We start from the raw sequence: 15,925 nt of genomic DNA, 5'->3' as shown, positions 1-15,925 counted from the left end.
TCTTTCCTAAAACGTACAGGAAAGGAACTGGCATAAACGATTCGAGCGTGCCTTTCGAAAAGAAAGTGGGTCGAATCGGAACAGTTCTTTAACAAAAAAGTCACGTTGCTACCCGAAGCCAAACGGTCAGTTGTCTGGTGGGGCTAGCTACTTTCAGTATAAAACAACACATTTATTTTGTAAATATTTTTTATTTTAAAAATAGTTTGACAAAACAAAAAAGATTGTCTTAAAATAAAAGCAAATAAGCAAAAACTGTGGAGCTTATTTTACTCGTCTAATCGGCGAGCAACGCATAAGCACCAGCCAGTTTAGTCATTGTGTCATCACGATGATTAAACTGGCTTTTTATTTGTCGAAGGAGGAGAGATCATGTCGAATTGGATGGAACGAAGAAAGGAAGCCGTTGCAAGAGCGCCGTACAATGTGACAGAAATTTTTATTAAAGAAGCAAAAGGTGCGATCATTCGTGACATAGATAATCGCGAATATATCGACTTTGCGGGGGGGATTGGTGTACAAAATGTTGGACATTGTCATCCAAAAGTAGTCGCTGCTATTCAGCAGCAAGCAGCAGCATTTATTCATCCATGTTTTCACGTGACACCTTACGAATCATACGTGTTATTAGCAGAAAAATTAAATGAGATAACTCCGGGTGATTTTCCGAAAAAAACGATTTTTTTAAATAGTGGTGCGGAAGCAGTGGAAAACGCTGTGAAAATTGCAAGAAAGTATACGGGACGTCCTGCCATTGTATCATTTACGGGTGGATATCATGGTCGGACGCTATTAACAATGTCTTTAACGAGCAAAGTGATGCCATATAAAAAAGGATTTGGTCCATTTGCTCCAGAGGTGTATAAATTTCCGTATCCATACTATTATCGGGCAAACGGGCAGACAGCAAATGAAGTGGATGAACAGTTAATAGCAGCACTGCAACAGTTTTTTACTGCGGAAGTGGCGCCTGATTATGTGGCAGCAATCATTATTGAACCTGTACAAGGAGAAGGTGGGTTTGTCGCTCCATCGGCAAAATTTATGCAAGCGATTCGTCGCATTTGCGACGAGCATGGCATCGTGATGATTGCTGATGAAATTCAAACTGGTTTTGCTCGAACAGGTCGAATGTTTGCGATGGAGCACTTTGGTGTAGCACCCGATTTAATGACGTTGTCAAAATCAATGGGAGCTGGTGTGCCGATCAGTGCAGTCGTTGGTCGAAGTGAAATAATGGATGCACCTGAGGTTGGGCAGCTTGGTGGCACGTTTTCTGGAAGTCCATTGGCATGTGCAGCCGCACTCGCTGTTTTAGATATCATTGAAGAAGAACAGCTTATTGTGCGTGCCCGACATCTTGGTGAAAAAATGATGACGCTTTTAGAAGAAATGAAGCAACAGTTTGACATCATTGGTGATGTGCGCGGGCTTGGGGCGATGTGCGCGATCGAGCTTGTGACAGATCGCGAGCAAAAAACGCCAGCGAAAGAACACACAGCGTATATCGTTTCGCATGCATGGAAGCGCGGTGCGATTTTTTTGAGCGCCGGATTGTATAGCAACGTCGTTCGTTTCTTACCACCGTTAGTGATGACGGACGAACAGCTCGAGCGCGGATTTTCAATTTTACGCGAGCTGTTAGCAGAAGTACAACAAAAGGTGGTGAAATGATGCGCGAAGTGAAAAACTACATTGATGGTCAATGGACTGAAGGGAAAAGTGAAACGATTGAGCGATACAATCCAGCCGATCAAAAAGAGCTTGTTGCGATTGTGGCCGGTTCATCTGTTCATGATGTGAATGAGGCGGTGTTTGCTGCGGTGAAAGCAAAGAAAAAATGGGCGCAAACGGCCGCCCCAGAGCGTGGTGCGTATTTGCAAAAAGTGGCTCATTTATTTGAGCAATATGCGGATGAGTTGGCGGAATTAGCTACGAAAGAAATGGGGAAGCGTTTTGTTGAAACAAAAGGAGAAGTATATCGTAGCGCAGCTATTTTACGTTATTATGCCGGAGAAGGGTTGCGAAAAGTAGGGGAAGTGTTACCGTCATTTGACGCAAAAAATTTATTTTTTACAAGACGTGTGCCTGTTGGGGTTGTTGCTGTGATCGCACCATGGAATTTTCCGCTAGCGATTCCAATATGGAAAATTGCTCCTGCTCTCGTGTACGGTAATACGGTCGTATTTAAGCCAGCATTGGAAGCAAGCGCGACAGGTGCGCGCATCGTTGAATTGTTTGCAGAAGCAGGATTACCTCCCGGAGTTTTAAACTTTGTCATCGGCCGTGGAAGCGCAATTGGTGATGCGATTGTCGAACATAAAGATGTCGATGCGATTACGTTTACAGGCTCAAATGTAATTGGTAGTGAAATTGCAAAAAAAGCAGCAGCTCGTGGGGCGAAATATCAACTTGAACTCGGTGGAAAAAATCCAGCTATCGTTTTAAAAGATGCAAATATTGAATTTGCTGCTCGACTCGTTGTAGAAGGGGCGATGAAACAAACGGGGCAACGCTGTACCGCAACGAGTCGCGTATTTGTTGAGAAAGAGATTATCGATGTATTTCGAACTCATGTGATGGAACACGTGAGGTGTATTCGAGTTGGAAATGGAATGGACGAACAAGTGACGATGGGGCCGGTTGTCTCGAAAGGACAATTTGAAACGGTTCAGCGCTACATCCATATTGGAAAACAAGAAGGACGGCTGCTTATTGGAGGGGGAGCGAGCGATGATGTTGGCTGGTATATTGAGCCAACTGTATTTGATTCTGTTTCCCATCGCGCCACTATCGCAACGGAAGAAATATTTGGTCCTGTTCTATCGATTGTAGAAGCGGCATCCATTGATGAAGCAATTGAAATGGCAAACGACAGCATTTATGGGTTGAGTGCGTCGCTATTTACAAATGATGTATCGAAAGCGCTTTACTTTATTGAACATATCGAGGCGGGAATGGTGCAAGTAAACGGTGAAACAGGCGGTGCGGAACCGCAAGCACCGTTTGGCGGAATGAAGCAATCAAGCTCAGGTACGCGCGAACAGGGGCAAGCAGCCATCGAATTTTTTACCGCGTATCAAACGATTTCTATTCGGCCACATCCAAATATGTGAAAGGGGGATATTTAATGGATAAACAGTTTCATAAAGTATTAACGAAATTAGATGTGTTGTTATTGGCGTTTGGAGCGATGATTGGTTGGGGATGGGTTGTGCTTTCGGGTACGTGGATTACGAGTGCTGGTGCACTCGGGGCGATCATCGCCTTTTTAATCGGGGGAATTCTCGTTATTTTTGTCGGTTTGACGTATGCGGAGTTGTCGTCGGCCATGCCGAAAGTGGGTGGTGAGCATTATTTCGTTTTGCGGGCTCTCGGATCTAAGGCTTCGTTTATCGCTGCTTGGGCAATTGCCCTCGGCTATTTATCAGTTGTAGCGTTTGAAGCTGTTGCGCTTCCAACGGTCGTTGAATACTTATTCCCAACATTTAAATTTGGCTATCTTTGGACGATTGCAGGTTGGGATGTGAACGTCTCATGGGTGATGATTGGCATGCTCGGTTCAATCATCATTACATCGATCAACTATCGCGGCGTAAAAAGCGCAGCCTTTTTACAAGTCGTATTGACGTTTGTCATCTTTCTTGTCGGTATGGCACTTTTAGGCGGTTCGCTTGTGAATGGGCAAACATCAAATTTACAGCCGTTATTTAAAGATGGCTCGGCTGGTTTGCTTGCTGTGCTAGTCATGACGCCGTTTATGTTTGTCGGTTTTGACGTCATTCCTCAAACAGCAGAAGAAATGAAAATTCCACAACGTTCGATTGGAAAAATTCTTATTTTATCTGTCGCTTTAGCTGTTTTGTTTTATGTCGCGGTTGTTTTTGCTGTATCATATATTTTACCAGACGATGTGTTGACAAACTCATCGCTTCCAACAGCGGATGCGATGGCTGCAGCGTTAGGTAGTTCGTTTTTCTCAAAGGTGCTCATTATCGGAGGATTAGCTGGTATTTTAACAAGCTGGAACGCATTTATTATCGGTGGTAGCCGCGTGCTTTATGCGATGGCACAAGAAGGATTTCTTCCACAATGGTTTGCCCGCATTCATCCTGTATACAAAACACCATCAAACGCCGTCTTATTCATTGGAACGCTCGCCACATTCGCTCCTCTACTTGGCAGACCAATGCTCGTTTGGCTTGTAGACGCAGGAGGTTTTTCAATCATCATTGCTTATTTCCTTGTTGCTTTATCATTTATTGCATTGCGCAAAAAAGAACCAAATATGCCACGTCCGTTTCAAGTCGGTCAATCGTCAGCTGTCGGTTGGATCGCGCTCGTATTGTCGATCGGATTTATTTTCTTATACATGCCAGGTATGCCATCTCAGCTTGTCTGGCCGTATGAGTGGCTCATATTTATTGGTTGGTGGGTGATTGGAGCATTTTTTATCGTACGAATAAAAACGAAAACGATGGAACAAACAGAACATGTACATCGGATGTAGAGGGGCGAATGTGCTCCTCTTTTTGTTTGTGAGGTCATAAAACGATTTCATTTGTGTATACATGATACAAAAAGAAAGGAGGGCTTGTAATGAATGCAGCGGAGGCGGTCGTTCAATGTTTAAAAAGTGAGGACATTTCTCACGTCTTTTGTGTACCAGGGGAAAGTTATTTACCGATCCTTGATGCCCTTTTTTCTGAGAAAACGATCCAACTCATTTCTGCTCGTCATGAAGGTGGGGCAGCATTTATGGCTGAAGGATATGCAAAAGCAAGCCGAAAAGTCGGTGTTGTTATGGCGACAAGAGGGGTTGGGGCTACGAATGCAGCAATTGGTATTCATACTGCTAAGCAAGATTCAACCCCGATGGTTGTATTATTAGGACAAGTTGCACGGACATTTCGAGGACGTGAAGGATTTCAAGAAATAGATGTTGAAGCATGTTTTCGTCCGCTAGCCAAATGGGCCGTAGAAGTTCATGATGCGAAAAGATTACCTGAATTACTAACTCGGGCGTTTCGAATCGCCCAAACAGGAAGGCCTGGACCGGTTGTCGTTGCGCTTCCTGAAGATGTTCTTCATGAACAAGTCGATCACGTGACGTTTTCAAAAACGACTGTTCCAAAACCAGCACCGAACGAAGCGGATATTCAACGTATCGAGCAGTTGTTGCAGTCAGCGAAGCGACCAGTTGTCATTGCAGGTGGAGGGATTATATGGTCAAAAGCCATAGACGTCCTTCGTTTATTTGTGGAAAAATGGTCACTTCCCGTCATGTCTTCTTTTCGTCGGCACGATGTATTTCCAAACGATCATCCCCTTTATGTTGGTCATCTCGGTTTAGGAACGCAACGAGCGATCATTGAAACGGTGGAACAAGCAGATGTTGTTTTAGCCATCGGTACGCGCTTGTCAGAAGTGACGACACAAGATTATAAGTTATTATCAACGCAAAAACTTATTCATATCGATATCGATTACGATGTCATCGGTGTCACATATTCCCCGCATATTGGTGTTGTTTCTGATGCGAAAGAGGCGTTAAGCCGGTTGTTAAATATTCAACTTCACCCGTCATGGACAGATTGGGTACAAGAACGGCGGAAAACATACGAACGATTTTCGTCATTTCCGTCCATAAAACGGAATGTAAACGAAGAAATTATCCACAACCTTCAACATCTTCTTCCATCTGAAGCGATCATTACAAATGATGCCGGCAATTTTGCAAGTTGGCTCCATTCATTTTTTCAATTTTGTGAACATACATATATTGGGCCAACTTCAGGAGCGATGGGATACGGATTACCGGCAGCCATTGGTGCAAAATTGGCAAAACCGCATCGTCCTGTCGTTTCACTCAGTGGGGATGGAGGATTTATGATGACAATACAAGAGTTAGAAACAGCCGTTCGATACAACATTCCTGTCATTAGTGTGGTGTTTAACAATCAAATGTATGGAACGATTCGCATGTATCAAGAGCTTCGTTATCCAAAGCGCGTGATCGGGACAGATTTAGGCGATATATCGTTTGCAAGTATAGCGCGTTGTTTCGGGGCTGATAGTATGCGTGTAGAAACAGGAGAACAATTTTTATCCGCGTTCACTACAGCGCTTCAAAACAATAAACCAACCGTGATTGAAGTCATGACAGATCCGAACGCATTATCTCCATTTTTAACAATTGAACAGGCGAGAGGAGGAAAACAATGAAAGTATTAAACTATATGGATGGACGATGGATACCATCGACAAGTGGGCAATTTGTTTCAATTATAAATCCAGCTACCGGTGAAAGCATCGGGGAAGTGACATTATCAAATGAACAAGATGTCAAACAGGCGGTGTCGGCGGCGAAGAGTGCACAGAAAACATGGGCGCTTGTGCCGGCTCCAAAACGAGCAGAAGTACTTTATAAAGTCGGTATGTTGCTACAAGAAAGGAAAGAACAAATTGCCCGCCTATTAACGATGGAAATGGGAAAAGTGATTGAGGAAGCGCGTGGAGAAGTACAAGAAGGAATTGACATGGCGTTTTACATGGCAGGGGAAGGTAGGCGGTTATTTGGCGATACGACCCCGTCAGAGCTACCGAATAAGTTCGCAATGAGCGTTCGTGCCCCTATTGGTGTTGTCGGATTAATTACCCCTTGGAATTTTCCAATCGCCATCGCAACGTGGAAGTCGTTCCCTGCGATCGTTGCCGGCAATGCAGTTGTTTGGAAACCAGCGCTAGAAACACCGATCATGGCACAGCAACTTGCGCAAATATTTGAGGAGGCGGGCTTACCAAAAGGTGTGTTTAATGTTGTGCACGGACGCGGTTCAGTTGTTGGGGAAGCGCTTGTTGAACATCGTGACGTAAAAGTCATTTCATTTACTGGATCTAATGAAGTTGGCCGGCGCATTGCTGAAATGTGCGGGCGTCATTTAAAAAAAGTATCGCTTGAAATGGGTGGGAAAAATGCCATTATCGTCATGGATGATGCGGATGTAGCGCTTGCTGTGGAATCCATTATATGGAGTGCATTTGGCACATCCGGGCAGCGTTGTACTGCGTGCAGTCGAGTTATCGTTCATGAACATGTAAAAAAACAAGTGGAGAAACGGTTACTTGCAGCGATAAATACATTAACGGTTGGAAACGGACTAGAGGAAGGAGTGAAAGTCGGACCAGTCATTAATCAAGATGCGTTACAAAAAATTCACCATTACGTTCAAATTGGAAAAAATGAAGGGGCAACGTTACTGGCAGGCGGGTATATACTGCAAGATGGACCATACAAAGAAGGGTTTTATTACGCTCCAACGTTGTTTACGAATGTTACACCGACGATGCGAATTGCGCGAGAAGAAATTTTCGGTCCGGTCACATCGATTATATCCGTTCGCAGTTTAGAAGAAGCGATTGAAGTGAATAACAGCGTTGATTATGGCCTTTCGAGCGCGATTTTTACTCGTGATATTCATCGCGCGTTTACAGCGATGCGCGATTTCGATACAGGAATTGTATATGTGAATGCGGGAACGACAGGGGCAGAAATTCATTTGCCATTCGGTGGAACAAAGGGGACGGGAAATGGACATCGTGATTCAGGCGTCGCAGCACTCGATGTATTTACGGAATGGAAAAGCATTTATGTTGACTATAGCGGCAAATTACAACGCGCTCAAATTGATGTGTAAAGGAGGTTAGACGATGAATGTCATTGTTCTTGGAGCAGGTTTAATGGGAAAAGAAGCTGTGCGTGATTTAGTTGAACAGCGAGCGGTATCATCGGTGACACTTGCGGATGTCGATGAGGAAAAAGCAAAAGCGGTTCAACGTTCGTTGTCATCAAAAAAAGTGAACGTGAAGCGAGTGAATGCAGCGAATGATCAAGAACTACGAGCAGCGATGCGGGGACATGATGTAGCCATCAATGCACTTTTTTATACGTTTAACGAAACTGTCGCCAAAGCGGCCATTGAAACGGGTGTGCACGCAGTAGACTTAGGTGGGCATATCGGACATATGACAGATCGTGTCCTCGCTTTACACGAACAAGCAAAACGAGCAGGCGTTACGTTAATTCCAGATTTAGGTGTTGCTCCCGGAATGATTAACATTTTAACAGGATATGGAGCGAATCAACTGGATCGCGTTCATACCATTAAATTGTATGTTGGCGGTATTCCTCTTCGGCCAGAACCGCCACTTGGATATAATCACGTTTTTTCGCTTGAAGGTTTACTCGATCATTACACCGATCCATCCTTCATTATTCGTGATGGACAGAAACAACAAGTACCGTCTTTATCAGAAGTTGAAACGATTTATTTTGAGCGTTTTGGACCGCTTGAAGCGTTTCATACATCGGGGGGAACATCAACGTTGCCGCACTCTTATCCACATGTGAAATGTCTAGAATATAAAACGATTCGCTATCCCGGTCATGCAGAAAAATTTCGGTTGCTCGTCGATTTGCAATTGACGCGTCGTGATTATGAAGTAGAAGTAGACGGGAAAACGGTGTGTCCACGCGATGTATTGTTAAAAGTACTGACTCCGCTTTTAGATTTAAAAGAAAAAGAAGATGTCGTTTTGTTGCGTGTCGTTGTGGCTGGCGAAAAAGATGGGAAAGAAAGAACATACGAGTACGAGATGGTGACAGAGAAAGACCGACAAAAACAAGTTACAGCGATGGCACGTTCAACGGCCTATACGGTTTCTGTCGTTGCACAAATGATTGGCGATGGGACGATTCAAAAACGTGGGGCATATCCTCCTGAACAAATTGTTCCGGGGGATCGCTACATCGAGGAAATGGTTCGTCGTGGCGTCGTCATTCGCGCAACTGTACGGTGAATTTGTGAATAAAATATTAAATTTTTCGACAACTGTTACGAGGAATTTGTTGATTATGCTAGAATATTTATACATCAAATCGATTTGGAGGTGAATATATGCTACATATTGTAGCCTGTATTAAACAAGTGCCAGATACGAAAATTATTAAAATGAATCCAAAAACGAACACGATGGATCGTGCAAGCGCCCCAGCGATTTTAAATCCGTATGATGCGCATGCAGTAGAAGAAGCTGTTCGTTTAAAAAAGAAATACGGTGGAACAGTCTCCGTGTTAACGATGGGCCCTCCTCCAGCAGTAAAAGCGATTAAGAAATGTATTGAGCTTGGGGCAGACGAAGGGTATATGATTTCAGACCGAGCATTTGCCGGAGCGGATACGCTCGCAACAAGCTATGCGCTGACGAAAGCGCTTGAAAAAATCGCGAAACATCGTCCGATTGACCTTATCATTTGTGGAAAAATGACGATTGATGGAGATACGGGGCAAGTCGGACCTGGTATTGCACGTCGTTTAAACATTCCTCCTCTAACTGGTGTCAACAAAGTCGTTGAAATCAATAAAGAAAAAGGGTATGCGATCGTTCATCGTAAATTAGAAGATGGGTATGAAGTGGTGAAATCGCAATTACCTTGTTTGTTTACTGTAGAAAAAGACATCAATGACATCTCCTTTGCACCTTTGCCAAACATGATTAAAGCCGCACGATATCAACCAACGATTTGGACTGCAGACGATTTAGAAGATGTTGACCGCAAACAATTAGGATTAAAAGGATCTCCAACGATTGTATCAAAAGTGTGGGCACCACCGAAGCCAGAAGGTGGAAAGATATTAACAGGGACAAAAGAAGAACAAGTGCAAGAACTTTTATCTATTGTACTTGGAAAAAAAGAGTTGTTTTCATAGGGAGGGGTAAATGTGAATTTCGATGATTATCGGGGGATATGGATATACATTGAAGTAAAAGACGGAAACATTGCTCCTGTGTCTTTAGAATTGTTAGGGGCGGGACGTGCGCTTGCAGATAAGCGGAAAACGGAGCTTGCAGGTGTTTTGATAGGTCATCAAGTGAAGTCGCTTGCACCGACATTGTTCCGATATGGTGCGGATGTTGTATACGTATATGACGACGCTATTTTCGAGCATTACCGAACAGAACCATATATGCGCGCTCTGCTCGATTGTTGCCATAAACATAAACCAGAAGTCATTTTATATGGGGCGACGCCATCTGGAAAAGATTTGGCTAGTGCCATCGCCACTGATTTACCGACAGGATTAACAGCGGATACGACAATACTTGATATTGAAGAAGATACAGGGTTGCTGTTAGCCAGTCGCCCAGCGTTTGGCGGAAATATTATGGCGACGATTTTATGTAAAAAATATCGTCCGCAAATGGCAACTGTTCGTCCAAAAGTGATGAAAGCGCTACCGCCAGATCCGTCGCGTACAGGTCGAGTGGTTGAGGAGCATATTGAGTTACATGAAGAAGAAATGCGGACGAAAGTGTTACAGATTGTGAGAGAGACAACGAAAAAAGTGCGTATTGACGAAGCGGACATTGTTGTTGCTGGTGGAAAAGGGATGGGCAGCAAAGAAGGGTTTCAACTCATTCATCAGCTAGCCGAAGTGCTTGGTGGTGCCGTTGGGGCGAGCCGTGATGTCGTTGAGGCAGGGTGGATTGATCATCATCACCAAGTGGGACAAACTGGCGTAACCGTTACACCAAAAATTTATTTTGCGATCGGTATTTCTGGTGCAATTCAGCACGTTGTAGGCATGCAAAACTCAGAATTAATTATTGCCATCAATAAAGACCCGAACGCACCGATTTTCCAATCATGCCACTACGGTATTGTCGGCGATGCGTTTGAAATCGTCCCGCTTTTAATTGAACGATTGAAAGAAGAAATTCCGAAAGTAAAAGCAGCTGCCGATGTGAAGGAGGAGATCCGCCATGCCTGAAAAATTCGATTGTATCGTCGTTGGCGCAGGACCAGCTGGAACAGCTTGCGCCTATGAACTAGCAAAAGCAGGGGTCAACGTGCTACTTTTAGAGCGCGGTGAATATCCAGGGGCGAAAAACGTCATGGGCGGTGTATTGTACCGAAAAATGATGGAAGATATTATCCCAGAGTTTTATAAAGAAGCGCCGCTCGAACGCCCGATCGTTGAGCAGCGGTTTATGATGATGGATAAAGAGTCGGCTGTCACGTTTAGCTACAAAGGGTTAGAATGGGGGCGTGAGCCGTACAACAACTTTACCGTATTGCGCGCGAAATTTGACCAATGGTTTGCGGAAAAAGCAGTTGAACAAGGAGCGCTTCTCGTATGTGAAACGGTAGCGGTCGAATGTATTGTCGAAAACGGCCGCGTAGTTGGTGTCCGTACGGATCGTCCAGATGGCGACATTTATGCCGATGTCGTCGTGTTGGCTGACGGTGTTAACTCGCTACTTGCAAAACAGCTCGGCTTCCACCGTGAATGGCGGCCAGACGAAGTCGCTTTAGCGACGATGGAAATTTTAAAACTAGATAAAAACGTGATTGAAGACCGCTTTAATCTTGAAGCCAACCAAGGCTGTACGATCGAAATTTTTGGCGATGCGACAAAAGGAATTTTAGGAACAGGCTTTTTATATACAAATAAAGACACACTTAGCATCGGTGTTGGCACGTTATTATCCGGGTTAATTAAACATAAAATCAAGCCGTATGAGCTACTTGAGTATGTGAAAAATCATCCGATGATTCGTCCATACATTCAAGGGAGTGAACCTGTCGAATATTTAGCGCACTTGATCCCAGAAGGTGGTTATCATTCCATTCCAAAAGTGGCAGGCAACGGGGTGCTTGTTGTTGGGGATGCGGCACAGCTTGTCAATGCGATTCATCGCGAAGGTTCCAATATGGCGATGACTTCTGGTCGGTTAGCGGCAGAAACAATCATTATGGCAAAAGAGCAAAACGACTTTTCCGAAAGCATGCTTGATCAATACCGAATAAAGCTCATGGAAAGTTTTATCGGTCAAGATTTGAAAAAATATAAAGATGCGACGCATCATTTTGAGTCATTTCCGCAATATTTTGAACAATACATCCCGATGCTCAACCGCGCAGCAAGCCAAATGTTCACGGTGGACGGGGCATCGAAATGGGAAAAACAGAAAAAAATTTGGCGTGATCTCGGCTCAACGAAACAAAAATTTAAGCTGGCACGCGATATGATGAAAGCATGGAAGGTGATGAAATGATGAAGGCGCAAACGATTGAAGAAAAGCAATATTTAGTTCGTTTTAACGCGGATACGAAATCGCATCTTCACGTGCTTGATGACAACATTTGTTTAACGAAATGTCCTGATAAAATTTGTACCATTTTTTGCCCAGCAGCTGTTTATAAATGGGAAGATATTCGGATGCATGTTGGCTATGAAGGCTGTCATGAGTGCGGCAGCTGTCGTATTGGCTGTCCGCACGAAAACATTCGCTGGGAATATCCACGCGGCGGCTACGGAATCGTCTTCCGTCTCGGGTGATCGCTATGTTTCACATCGGAGATTGCGTCGTCTATCTGGATGGAACGAGAGGCATTGTGCTAGAAGTGACTGCCGATCGTTGCCACATCTTATGGGAAGATTACTTCGTCAGTTGGGAGAAAAAAGAGTTATTAACAGTCGATGAGGAGCTAACAAAAAAACAAACAATTCGCGGTTCTTCTCATGTGAGCCATCCTTTATTGTAGGGGTGGTTTTTTGTTTCTTTGTATGAAATTTATTCTAAAAAAGGGGTTGACGGATAATTTTTTTTTTTATGATTATTTTGTAAAATATTTTTGAAATGGGAAGGTGTACATGGTTGTGATAAGGAAACAAATTATTTTGTTTTTTTGCCTTGTCTTATGTTTTGCTTCAATATCCCCAAGAGTTTTAGCAAAAGAAAAGCGTTCAAACAGAGAGTTGTTTTATACAAGTGTCATGCCTGTATATAGTATGGAGAACGGTGAAAAGGTTGGACAAAAATCTTTTGAAACTAGTGTTAAAATTGAAAACAAGACTAATGATACTGAAGAGGTAATTGTTTCAACAAAGATAATTGCAGAAGATTTCCAGTCAGGAGAGGTTTGCGAAGAATATAGCACGCAAACATATACTTTTAAGAAGAATAGGCTAGTACGTATTAATAATAAGAATATTGAGTTAGAAGATGAGTTTACATTTATATTGAGTGAGGAAGATTTTAAAAAAATTAAGCCGATTGCCCAAAAGTTTAGACAAGGGATTCTAACATATGACAAATATATTGAGGAAATAGAAAAGTTATCTTTAGACATTAACAAACATAGTAATCAGCAGTTGTTTCACGAACAAAATTCCATTACTTCTACAAGTAGTGGAGGATTATCTTGGGTAACTTACTATTATAAGTCTTCTAGAGGTGGTTACTGGTTAAGAGCAGCTAAAATGAAGGGGTATTGGGAAGGTGGTTTGAACGCTTTTATGCTAGATTCTTCTGCAGTAGTCTCGGGAACCACCATTTCAAAACACAACTATTTGCAAGGGAGTCAGGGTGGATTAGTTTCTTCTTTCATGACAAGAGCTGACGCGATTAGTTCAGCTAGGAGTACCTTATTAATTGAAGCTGCCGCATTAATGGGAGCATTAGGAGTAGCTGTACTAACAGTTAGCACTATTTTCGGTGCTTTAACGGCTACAGGATCGGCTGCAGTTATTGCTGCAAACATGATTAGTGTTTCAAATTCTGCTCATGCAGATATCCAGCGCGCATACGAGCTTGCAACTGTAATTAAAAGTAAATAATTGTGAGAATAAGGTGGTTTATTTTGTATGATATTTCAATTTTTATACTCGCTTGTTATTACATTTTTGTTGTATGTACTTATTGAACGAAAAGGAAAACAGAGAGAAAAGATACTATTTTACACATGCATTTTCATTTTTCTTTTTCTTTTATCCAGATAATAAAGGAAGTGAGTTATGAAAGTATTTTTCAAAAAAGTTTTCCTGTCGATTGTGCTGTTTTTCTTGACGCTTTCACTATTCAGTTCATGGTCTTTTGTGTGGGCTGTTTTTCCACTTGCGTTGTTGCTTATTTTGCTTGTTTGTGCGGTAACAGAAGGTATTCTCCTGTTTTTCGATAAGAAATTTCATTCGGCAGTCGTTTTTATCGTCGCAACGCTTGTATCCATTCCGTTTTATCCGTCGGTTGCTTTTATCGTACCGATTTACGTGGGAGCAGTTAGATATGATATCGGAAGAAGATTATTGGCAGAAGGCTAGTTTCATTACTTCTGTCATCCCATTCGGGGTGTTTTTTGTTTCTTTGTATGCAATTTATACCCATGATGCTAGCTGAGCGTCATGGGTTAATGTTATTGTTTGCAACACCTTTTGCATCACTTCCAGGAGTGTGGTATGCTTTTTCATGGAAAGCACTTTCTGAGCTTGTTTGTGTCGTTCCGTACAATTCTCAGGAAGGGTGCTCTTTTCTGTGATTTTTATATTAGTAGGAGGGTAAGTATCAAATGACTGGAAAAACTGAACGTTATCAAGAAATTTTAACTGCTGCAAGGACTGTTTTGGCGGAGAAAGGGTTCGATGATACAAAAGTGTCTGAAATAGCTGAAATGGCGGGTGTTGCAAAAGGTACTTTTTATATATACTTTCCTTCGAAATTAGACTTAGTTCTTGCCTTAGTACGTGAAATGCAGGGGAAAATACTTTCAGAAGCTGAAAAAGTAATCAACTTAAAGGTTAATCACTTTGAAAAACTGATCGAAGTTATTAAAACGGCATTTAATGTAATGAAAAGTTACCATGATGTTTTTCCTATGTTCAATGCAGTTAGTGCATTTAAAACTGATCAGTGGAAAGTAGAAAAAGAAATTCGGATGCCTTACTATCATTTTTTAAAAAAACTAATCGAAAATGGCCAAAAGTCAGGAGAATTCAACTGTAATGTGAATGCTGAAATGACCGCCATACTAATTGTTGGCATGATCGAGCATGTAGCACACGAATGTTTTGTTTATCGTTCAGACTGCTGTATAGATGACTATCTTCATGCTATGAATTTATTGTTGAGGGAGTCGCTTTGTAAAAGGACTATGACGTAACTTCAAGATGCATTTGTAAACGATTGTAGATTTTATTACGAAGAAAAGGTTATGTTTTTATGGATCGTGCACTTGATTTTTATCAGAAAGTGGGATATAATACCAATATGACTGACCGTCAGTCTGGAGCGAAGGAGGCAGGAAGGTATGGAAAGTTTCAAATCAGAAGGCAATGGAATCCCTATATTATTTATCTCTGGCTTATTTGCTGGAGATTGGATATGGGGAGATGCTGCTTCATATTTTTCTAAAACCGAATACAATATTATTCGTCTACGAGAGCCACTTTCTGCTTATGGTCATAAAATTAGTGAGTTACGTGAAATGTTCATCAAGTTTTTGAACGAGTTCATTAAATATAAAGCAATTGTTGTAGGTAATTCTTTGGGTGGTTTGCTTGCTATGGATTTAGCTGCATCAATCCCGGAAAAAGTGGCTGCAATCGTTGTGAGTGGTGCACCAGGTATGGGAAGCACGAATCTGGGTATTGGACCACCGAAAATAGGAAGCAAGGAAAGATTGAAAAAGTGGTTTGTTGATTTAAAAGAGAAGTTATTTGTAAATCAACAATGTATCACTGATGAACAACTAGCTCTTGTAGCTGAGTTTTTTAGTCATAAACGCAATTTTCTAAATATGATTCGATTAGCAAAGGAAGCAGATCGCTATGACGCTAAGATAATTTTGCCTAAGATAAAGTGTCCAATATTACTATTATGGGGAGATCAAGACAAAGTTTCACCAATTGAACCTTGGAAAAGTTCAATTCCTCTCAATCCACAGATACAATTAAAGGTTATTGAAAATAGTGGTCATAGTCCGATGATGGAAAAACCTAAAGCATTTTGGGAATCTGTAGAGAGTTTTATAAAGAGTGTATTGGCACACCATATGTAATCAATTCATAGTGTCCAATAAAGACTG

15 protein-coding genes are annotated in these 15,925 nt (G+C 42.3%); all 15 read left to right on the top strand.

Going from position 1 to position 15,925, the window contains the following annotated elements:
- Nucleotides 1-372 precede the first annotated feature (372 nt).
- The 15 genes from gabT (at nucleotide 373) to ACPF7I_RS08015 (ending at nucleotide 15,898) form a co-directional block, all read left to right on the top strand.
- Nucleotides 373-1,674, top strand: a complete 1,302-nt coding sequence (gabT, locus tag ACPF7I_RS08085; RefSeq protein ID WP_430743968.1) for a 4-aminobutyrate--2-oxoglutarate transaminase — start codon at nucleotides 373-375, stop codon at nucleotides 1,672-1,674.
- Complete coding sequence (locus ACPF7I_RS08080; protein ID WP_430745937.1) at nucleotides 1,674-3,116, top strand: aldehyde dehydrogenase family protein; 1,443 nt, start codon at nucleotides 1,674-1,676, stop codon at nucleotides 3,114-3,116. The genes gabT and ACPF7I_RS08080 overlap by 1 nt, the downstream gene beginning before the upstream one ends.
- A gap of 14 nt (nucleotides 3,117-3,130) precedes the next feature.
- Nucleotides 3,131-4,510, top strand: coding sequence for an APC family permease (locus ACPF7I_RS08075; RefSeq protein ID WP_430743969.1), 1,380 nt, complete (start codon nucleotides 3,131-3,133; stop codon nucleotides 4,508-4,510).
- 89 nt (nucleotides 4,511-4,599) lie between these two features.
- Nucleotides 4,600-6,225 carry a thiamine pyrophosphate-binding protein gene (locus ACPF7I_RS08070; RefSeq protein ID WP_430743970.1) on the top strand — a complete coding sequence of 542 codons (1,626 nt, stop codon included), beginning with the start codon at nucleotides 4,600-4,602 and terminating at the stop codon, nucleotides 6,223-6,225.
- Nucleotides 6,222-7,697 carry an aldehyde dehydrogenase family protein gene (locus ACPF7I_RS08065; RefSeq protein ID WP_430743971.1) on the top strand — a complete coding sequence of 492 codons (1,476 nt, stop codon included), beginning with the start codon at nucleotides 6,222-6,224 and terminating at the stop codon, nucleotides 7,695-7,697. The genes ACPF7I_RS08070 and ACPF7I_RS08065 overlap by 4 nt, the downstream gene beginning before the upstream one ends.
- 13 nt (nucleotides 7,698-7,710) lie before the next feature.
- Nucleotides 7,711-8,859: a saccharopine dehydrogenase family protein gene (locus tag ACPF7I_RS08060; RefSeq protein ID WP_430743972.1), complete on the top strand. Its 1,149-nt coding sequence runs from the start codon at nucleotides 7,711-7,713 to the stop codon at nucleotides 8,857-8,859.
- Between the two features lie 98 nt (nucleotides 8,860-8,957).
- Complete coding sequence (locus ACPF7I_RS08055) at nucleotides 8,958-9,770, top strand: electron transfer flavoprotein subunit beta/FixA family protein (RefSeq protein WP_430743973.1); 813 nt, start codon at nucleotides 8,958-8,960, stop codon at nucleotides 9,768-9,770.
- Nucleotides 9,771-9,782: 12 nt separating this feature from the next.
- Complete coding sequence (locus ACPF7I_RS08050; protein ID WP_430743974.1) at nucleotides 9,783-10,832, top strand: electron transfer flavoprotein subunit alpha/FixB family protein; 1,050 nt, start codon at nucleotides 9,783-9,785, stop codon at nucleotides 10,830-10,832.
- Nucleotides 10,825-12,120 carry an FAD-dependent oxidoreductase gene (locus ACPF7I_RS08045; protein WP_430743975.1) on the top strand — a complete coding sequence of 432 codons (1,296 nt, stop codon included), beginning with the start codon at nucleotides 10,825-10,827 and terminating at the stop codon, nucleotides 12,118-12,120. Before ACPF7I_RS08050 ends, ACPF7I_RS08045 begins: the two co-directional genes overlap by 8 nt.
- Nucleotides 12,102-12,404, top strand: a complete 303-nt coding sequence (locus ACPF7I_RS08040; protein WP_183242260.1) for a ferredoxin family protein — start codon at nucleotides 12,102-12,104, stop codon at nucleotides 12,402-12,404. The genes ACPF7I_RS08045 and ACPF7I_RS08040 overlap by 19 nt, the downstream gene beginning before the upstream one ends.
- Nucleotides 12,405-12,409: 5 nt before the next feature.
- Nucleotides 12,410-12,610 (top strand): hypothetical protein, encoded by a 201-nt coding sequence (locus ACPF7I_RS08035; RefSeq protein WP_430743976.1) that lies wholly within the window; start codon nucleotides 12,410-12,412, stop codon nucleotides 12,608-12,610.
- A 115-nt stretch (nucleotides 12,611-12,725) separates the two neighbouring features.
- Nucleotides 12,726-13,685: a hypothetical protein gene (locus ACPF7I_RS08030; RefSeq protein WP_430743977.1), complete on the top strand. Its 960-nt coding sequence runs from the start codon at nucleotides 12,726-12,728 to the stop codon at nucleotides 13,683-13,685.
- A 177-nt stretch (nucleotides 13,686-13,862) separates the two neighbouring features.
- Complete coding sequence (locus tag ACPF7I_RS08025) at nucleotides 13,863-14,165, top strand: hypothetical protein (protein WP_430743978.1); 303 nt, start codon at nucleotides 13,863-13,865, stop codon at nucleotides 14,163-14,165.
- A gap of 245 nt (nucleotides 14,166-14,410) precedes the next feature.
- Nucleotides 14,411-15,001: a TetR/AcrR family transcriptional regulator gene (locus ACPF7I_RS08020; protein ID WP_430743979.1), complete on the top strand. Its 591-nt coding sequence runs from the start codon at nucleotides 14,411-14,413 to the stop codon at nucleotides 14,999-15,001.
- Nucleotides 15,002-15,148: 147 nt separating this feature from the next.
- Nucleotides 15,149-15,898: an alpha/beta fold hydrolase gene (locus tag ACPF7I_RS08015; RefSeq protein ID WP_430743980.1), complete on the top strand. Its 750-nt coding sequence runs from the start codon at nucleotides 15,149-15,151 to the stop codon at nucleotides 15,896-15,898.
- The last annotated feature ends 27 nt before the right edge of the window (nucleotides 15,899-15,925 follow it).

Origin of the sequence: Anoxybacillus dikiliensis (assembly GCF_050613275.1) — a bacterium.
Taxonomy (GTDB): Bacteria; Bacillota; Bacilli; order Bacillales; family Anoxybacillaceae; genus Anoxybacillus.
The sequence above is the reverse complement of the archived record's forward strand: the minus strand, read 5'-3'. Positions and strand labels throughout refer to the sequence as shown.

Coding starts and splice junctions, on each gene's coding strand:
- gabT (WP_430743968.1), top strand. CDS start 373: ATGTCGAATTGGATGGAACGAAGAAAGGAAGCCGTTGCAAGAGCGCCG.
- ACPF7I_RS08080 (WP_430745937.1), top strand. CDS start 1,674: ATGCGCGAAGTGAAAAACTACATTGATGGTCAATGGACTGAAGGGAAA.
- ACPF7I_RS08075 (WP_430743969.1), top strand. CDS start 3,131: ATGGATAAACAGTTTCATAAAGTATTAACGAAATTAGATGTGTTGTTA.
- ACPF7I_RS08070 (WP_430743970.1), top strand. CDS start 4,600: ATGAATGCAGCGGAGGCGGTCGTTCAATGTTTAAAAAGTGAGGACATT.
- ACPF7I_RS08065 (WP_430743971.1), top strand. CDS start 6,222: ATGAAAGTATTAAACTATATGGATGGACGATGGATACCATCGACAAGT.
- ACPF7I_RS08060 (WP_430743972.1), top strand. CDS start 7,711: ATGAATGTCATTGTTCTTGGAGCAGGTTTAATGGGAAAAGAAGCTGTG.
- ACPF7I_RS08055 (WP_430743973.1), top strand. CDS start 8,958: ATGCTACATATTGTAGCCTGTATTAAACAAGTGCCAGATACGAAAATT.
- ACPF7I_RS08045 (WP_430743975.1), top strand. CDS start 10,825: ATGCCTGAAAAATTCGATTGTATCGTCGTTGGCGCAGGACCAGCTGGA.
- ACPF7I_RS08040 (WP_183242260.1), top strand. CDS start 12,102: ATGGAAGGTGATGAAATGATGAAGGCGCAAACGATTGAAGAAAAGCAA.
- ACPF7I_RS08035 (WP_430743976.1), top strand. CDS start 12,410: ATGTTTCACATCGGAGATTGCGTCGTCTATCTGGATGGAACGAGAGGC.
- ACPF7I_RS08025 (WP_430743978.1), top strand. CDS start 13,863: ATGAAAGTATTTTTCAAAAAAGTTTTCCTGTCGATTGTGCTGTTTTTC.
- ACPF7I_RS08020 (WP_430743979.1), top strand. CDS start 14,411: ATGACTGGAAAAACTGAACGTTATCAAGAAATTTTAACTGCTGCAAGG.
- ACPF7I_RS08015 (WP_430743980.1), top strand. CDS start 15,149: ATGGAAAGTTTCAAATCAGAAGGCAATGGAATCCCTATATTATTTATC.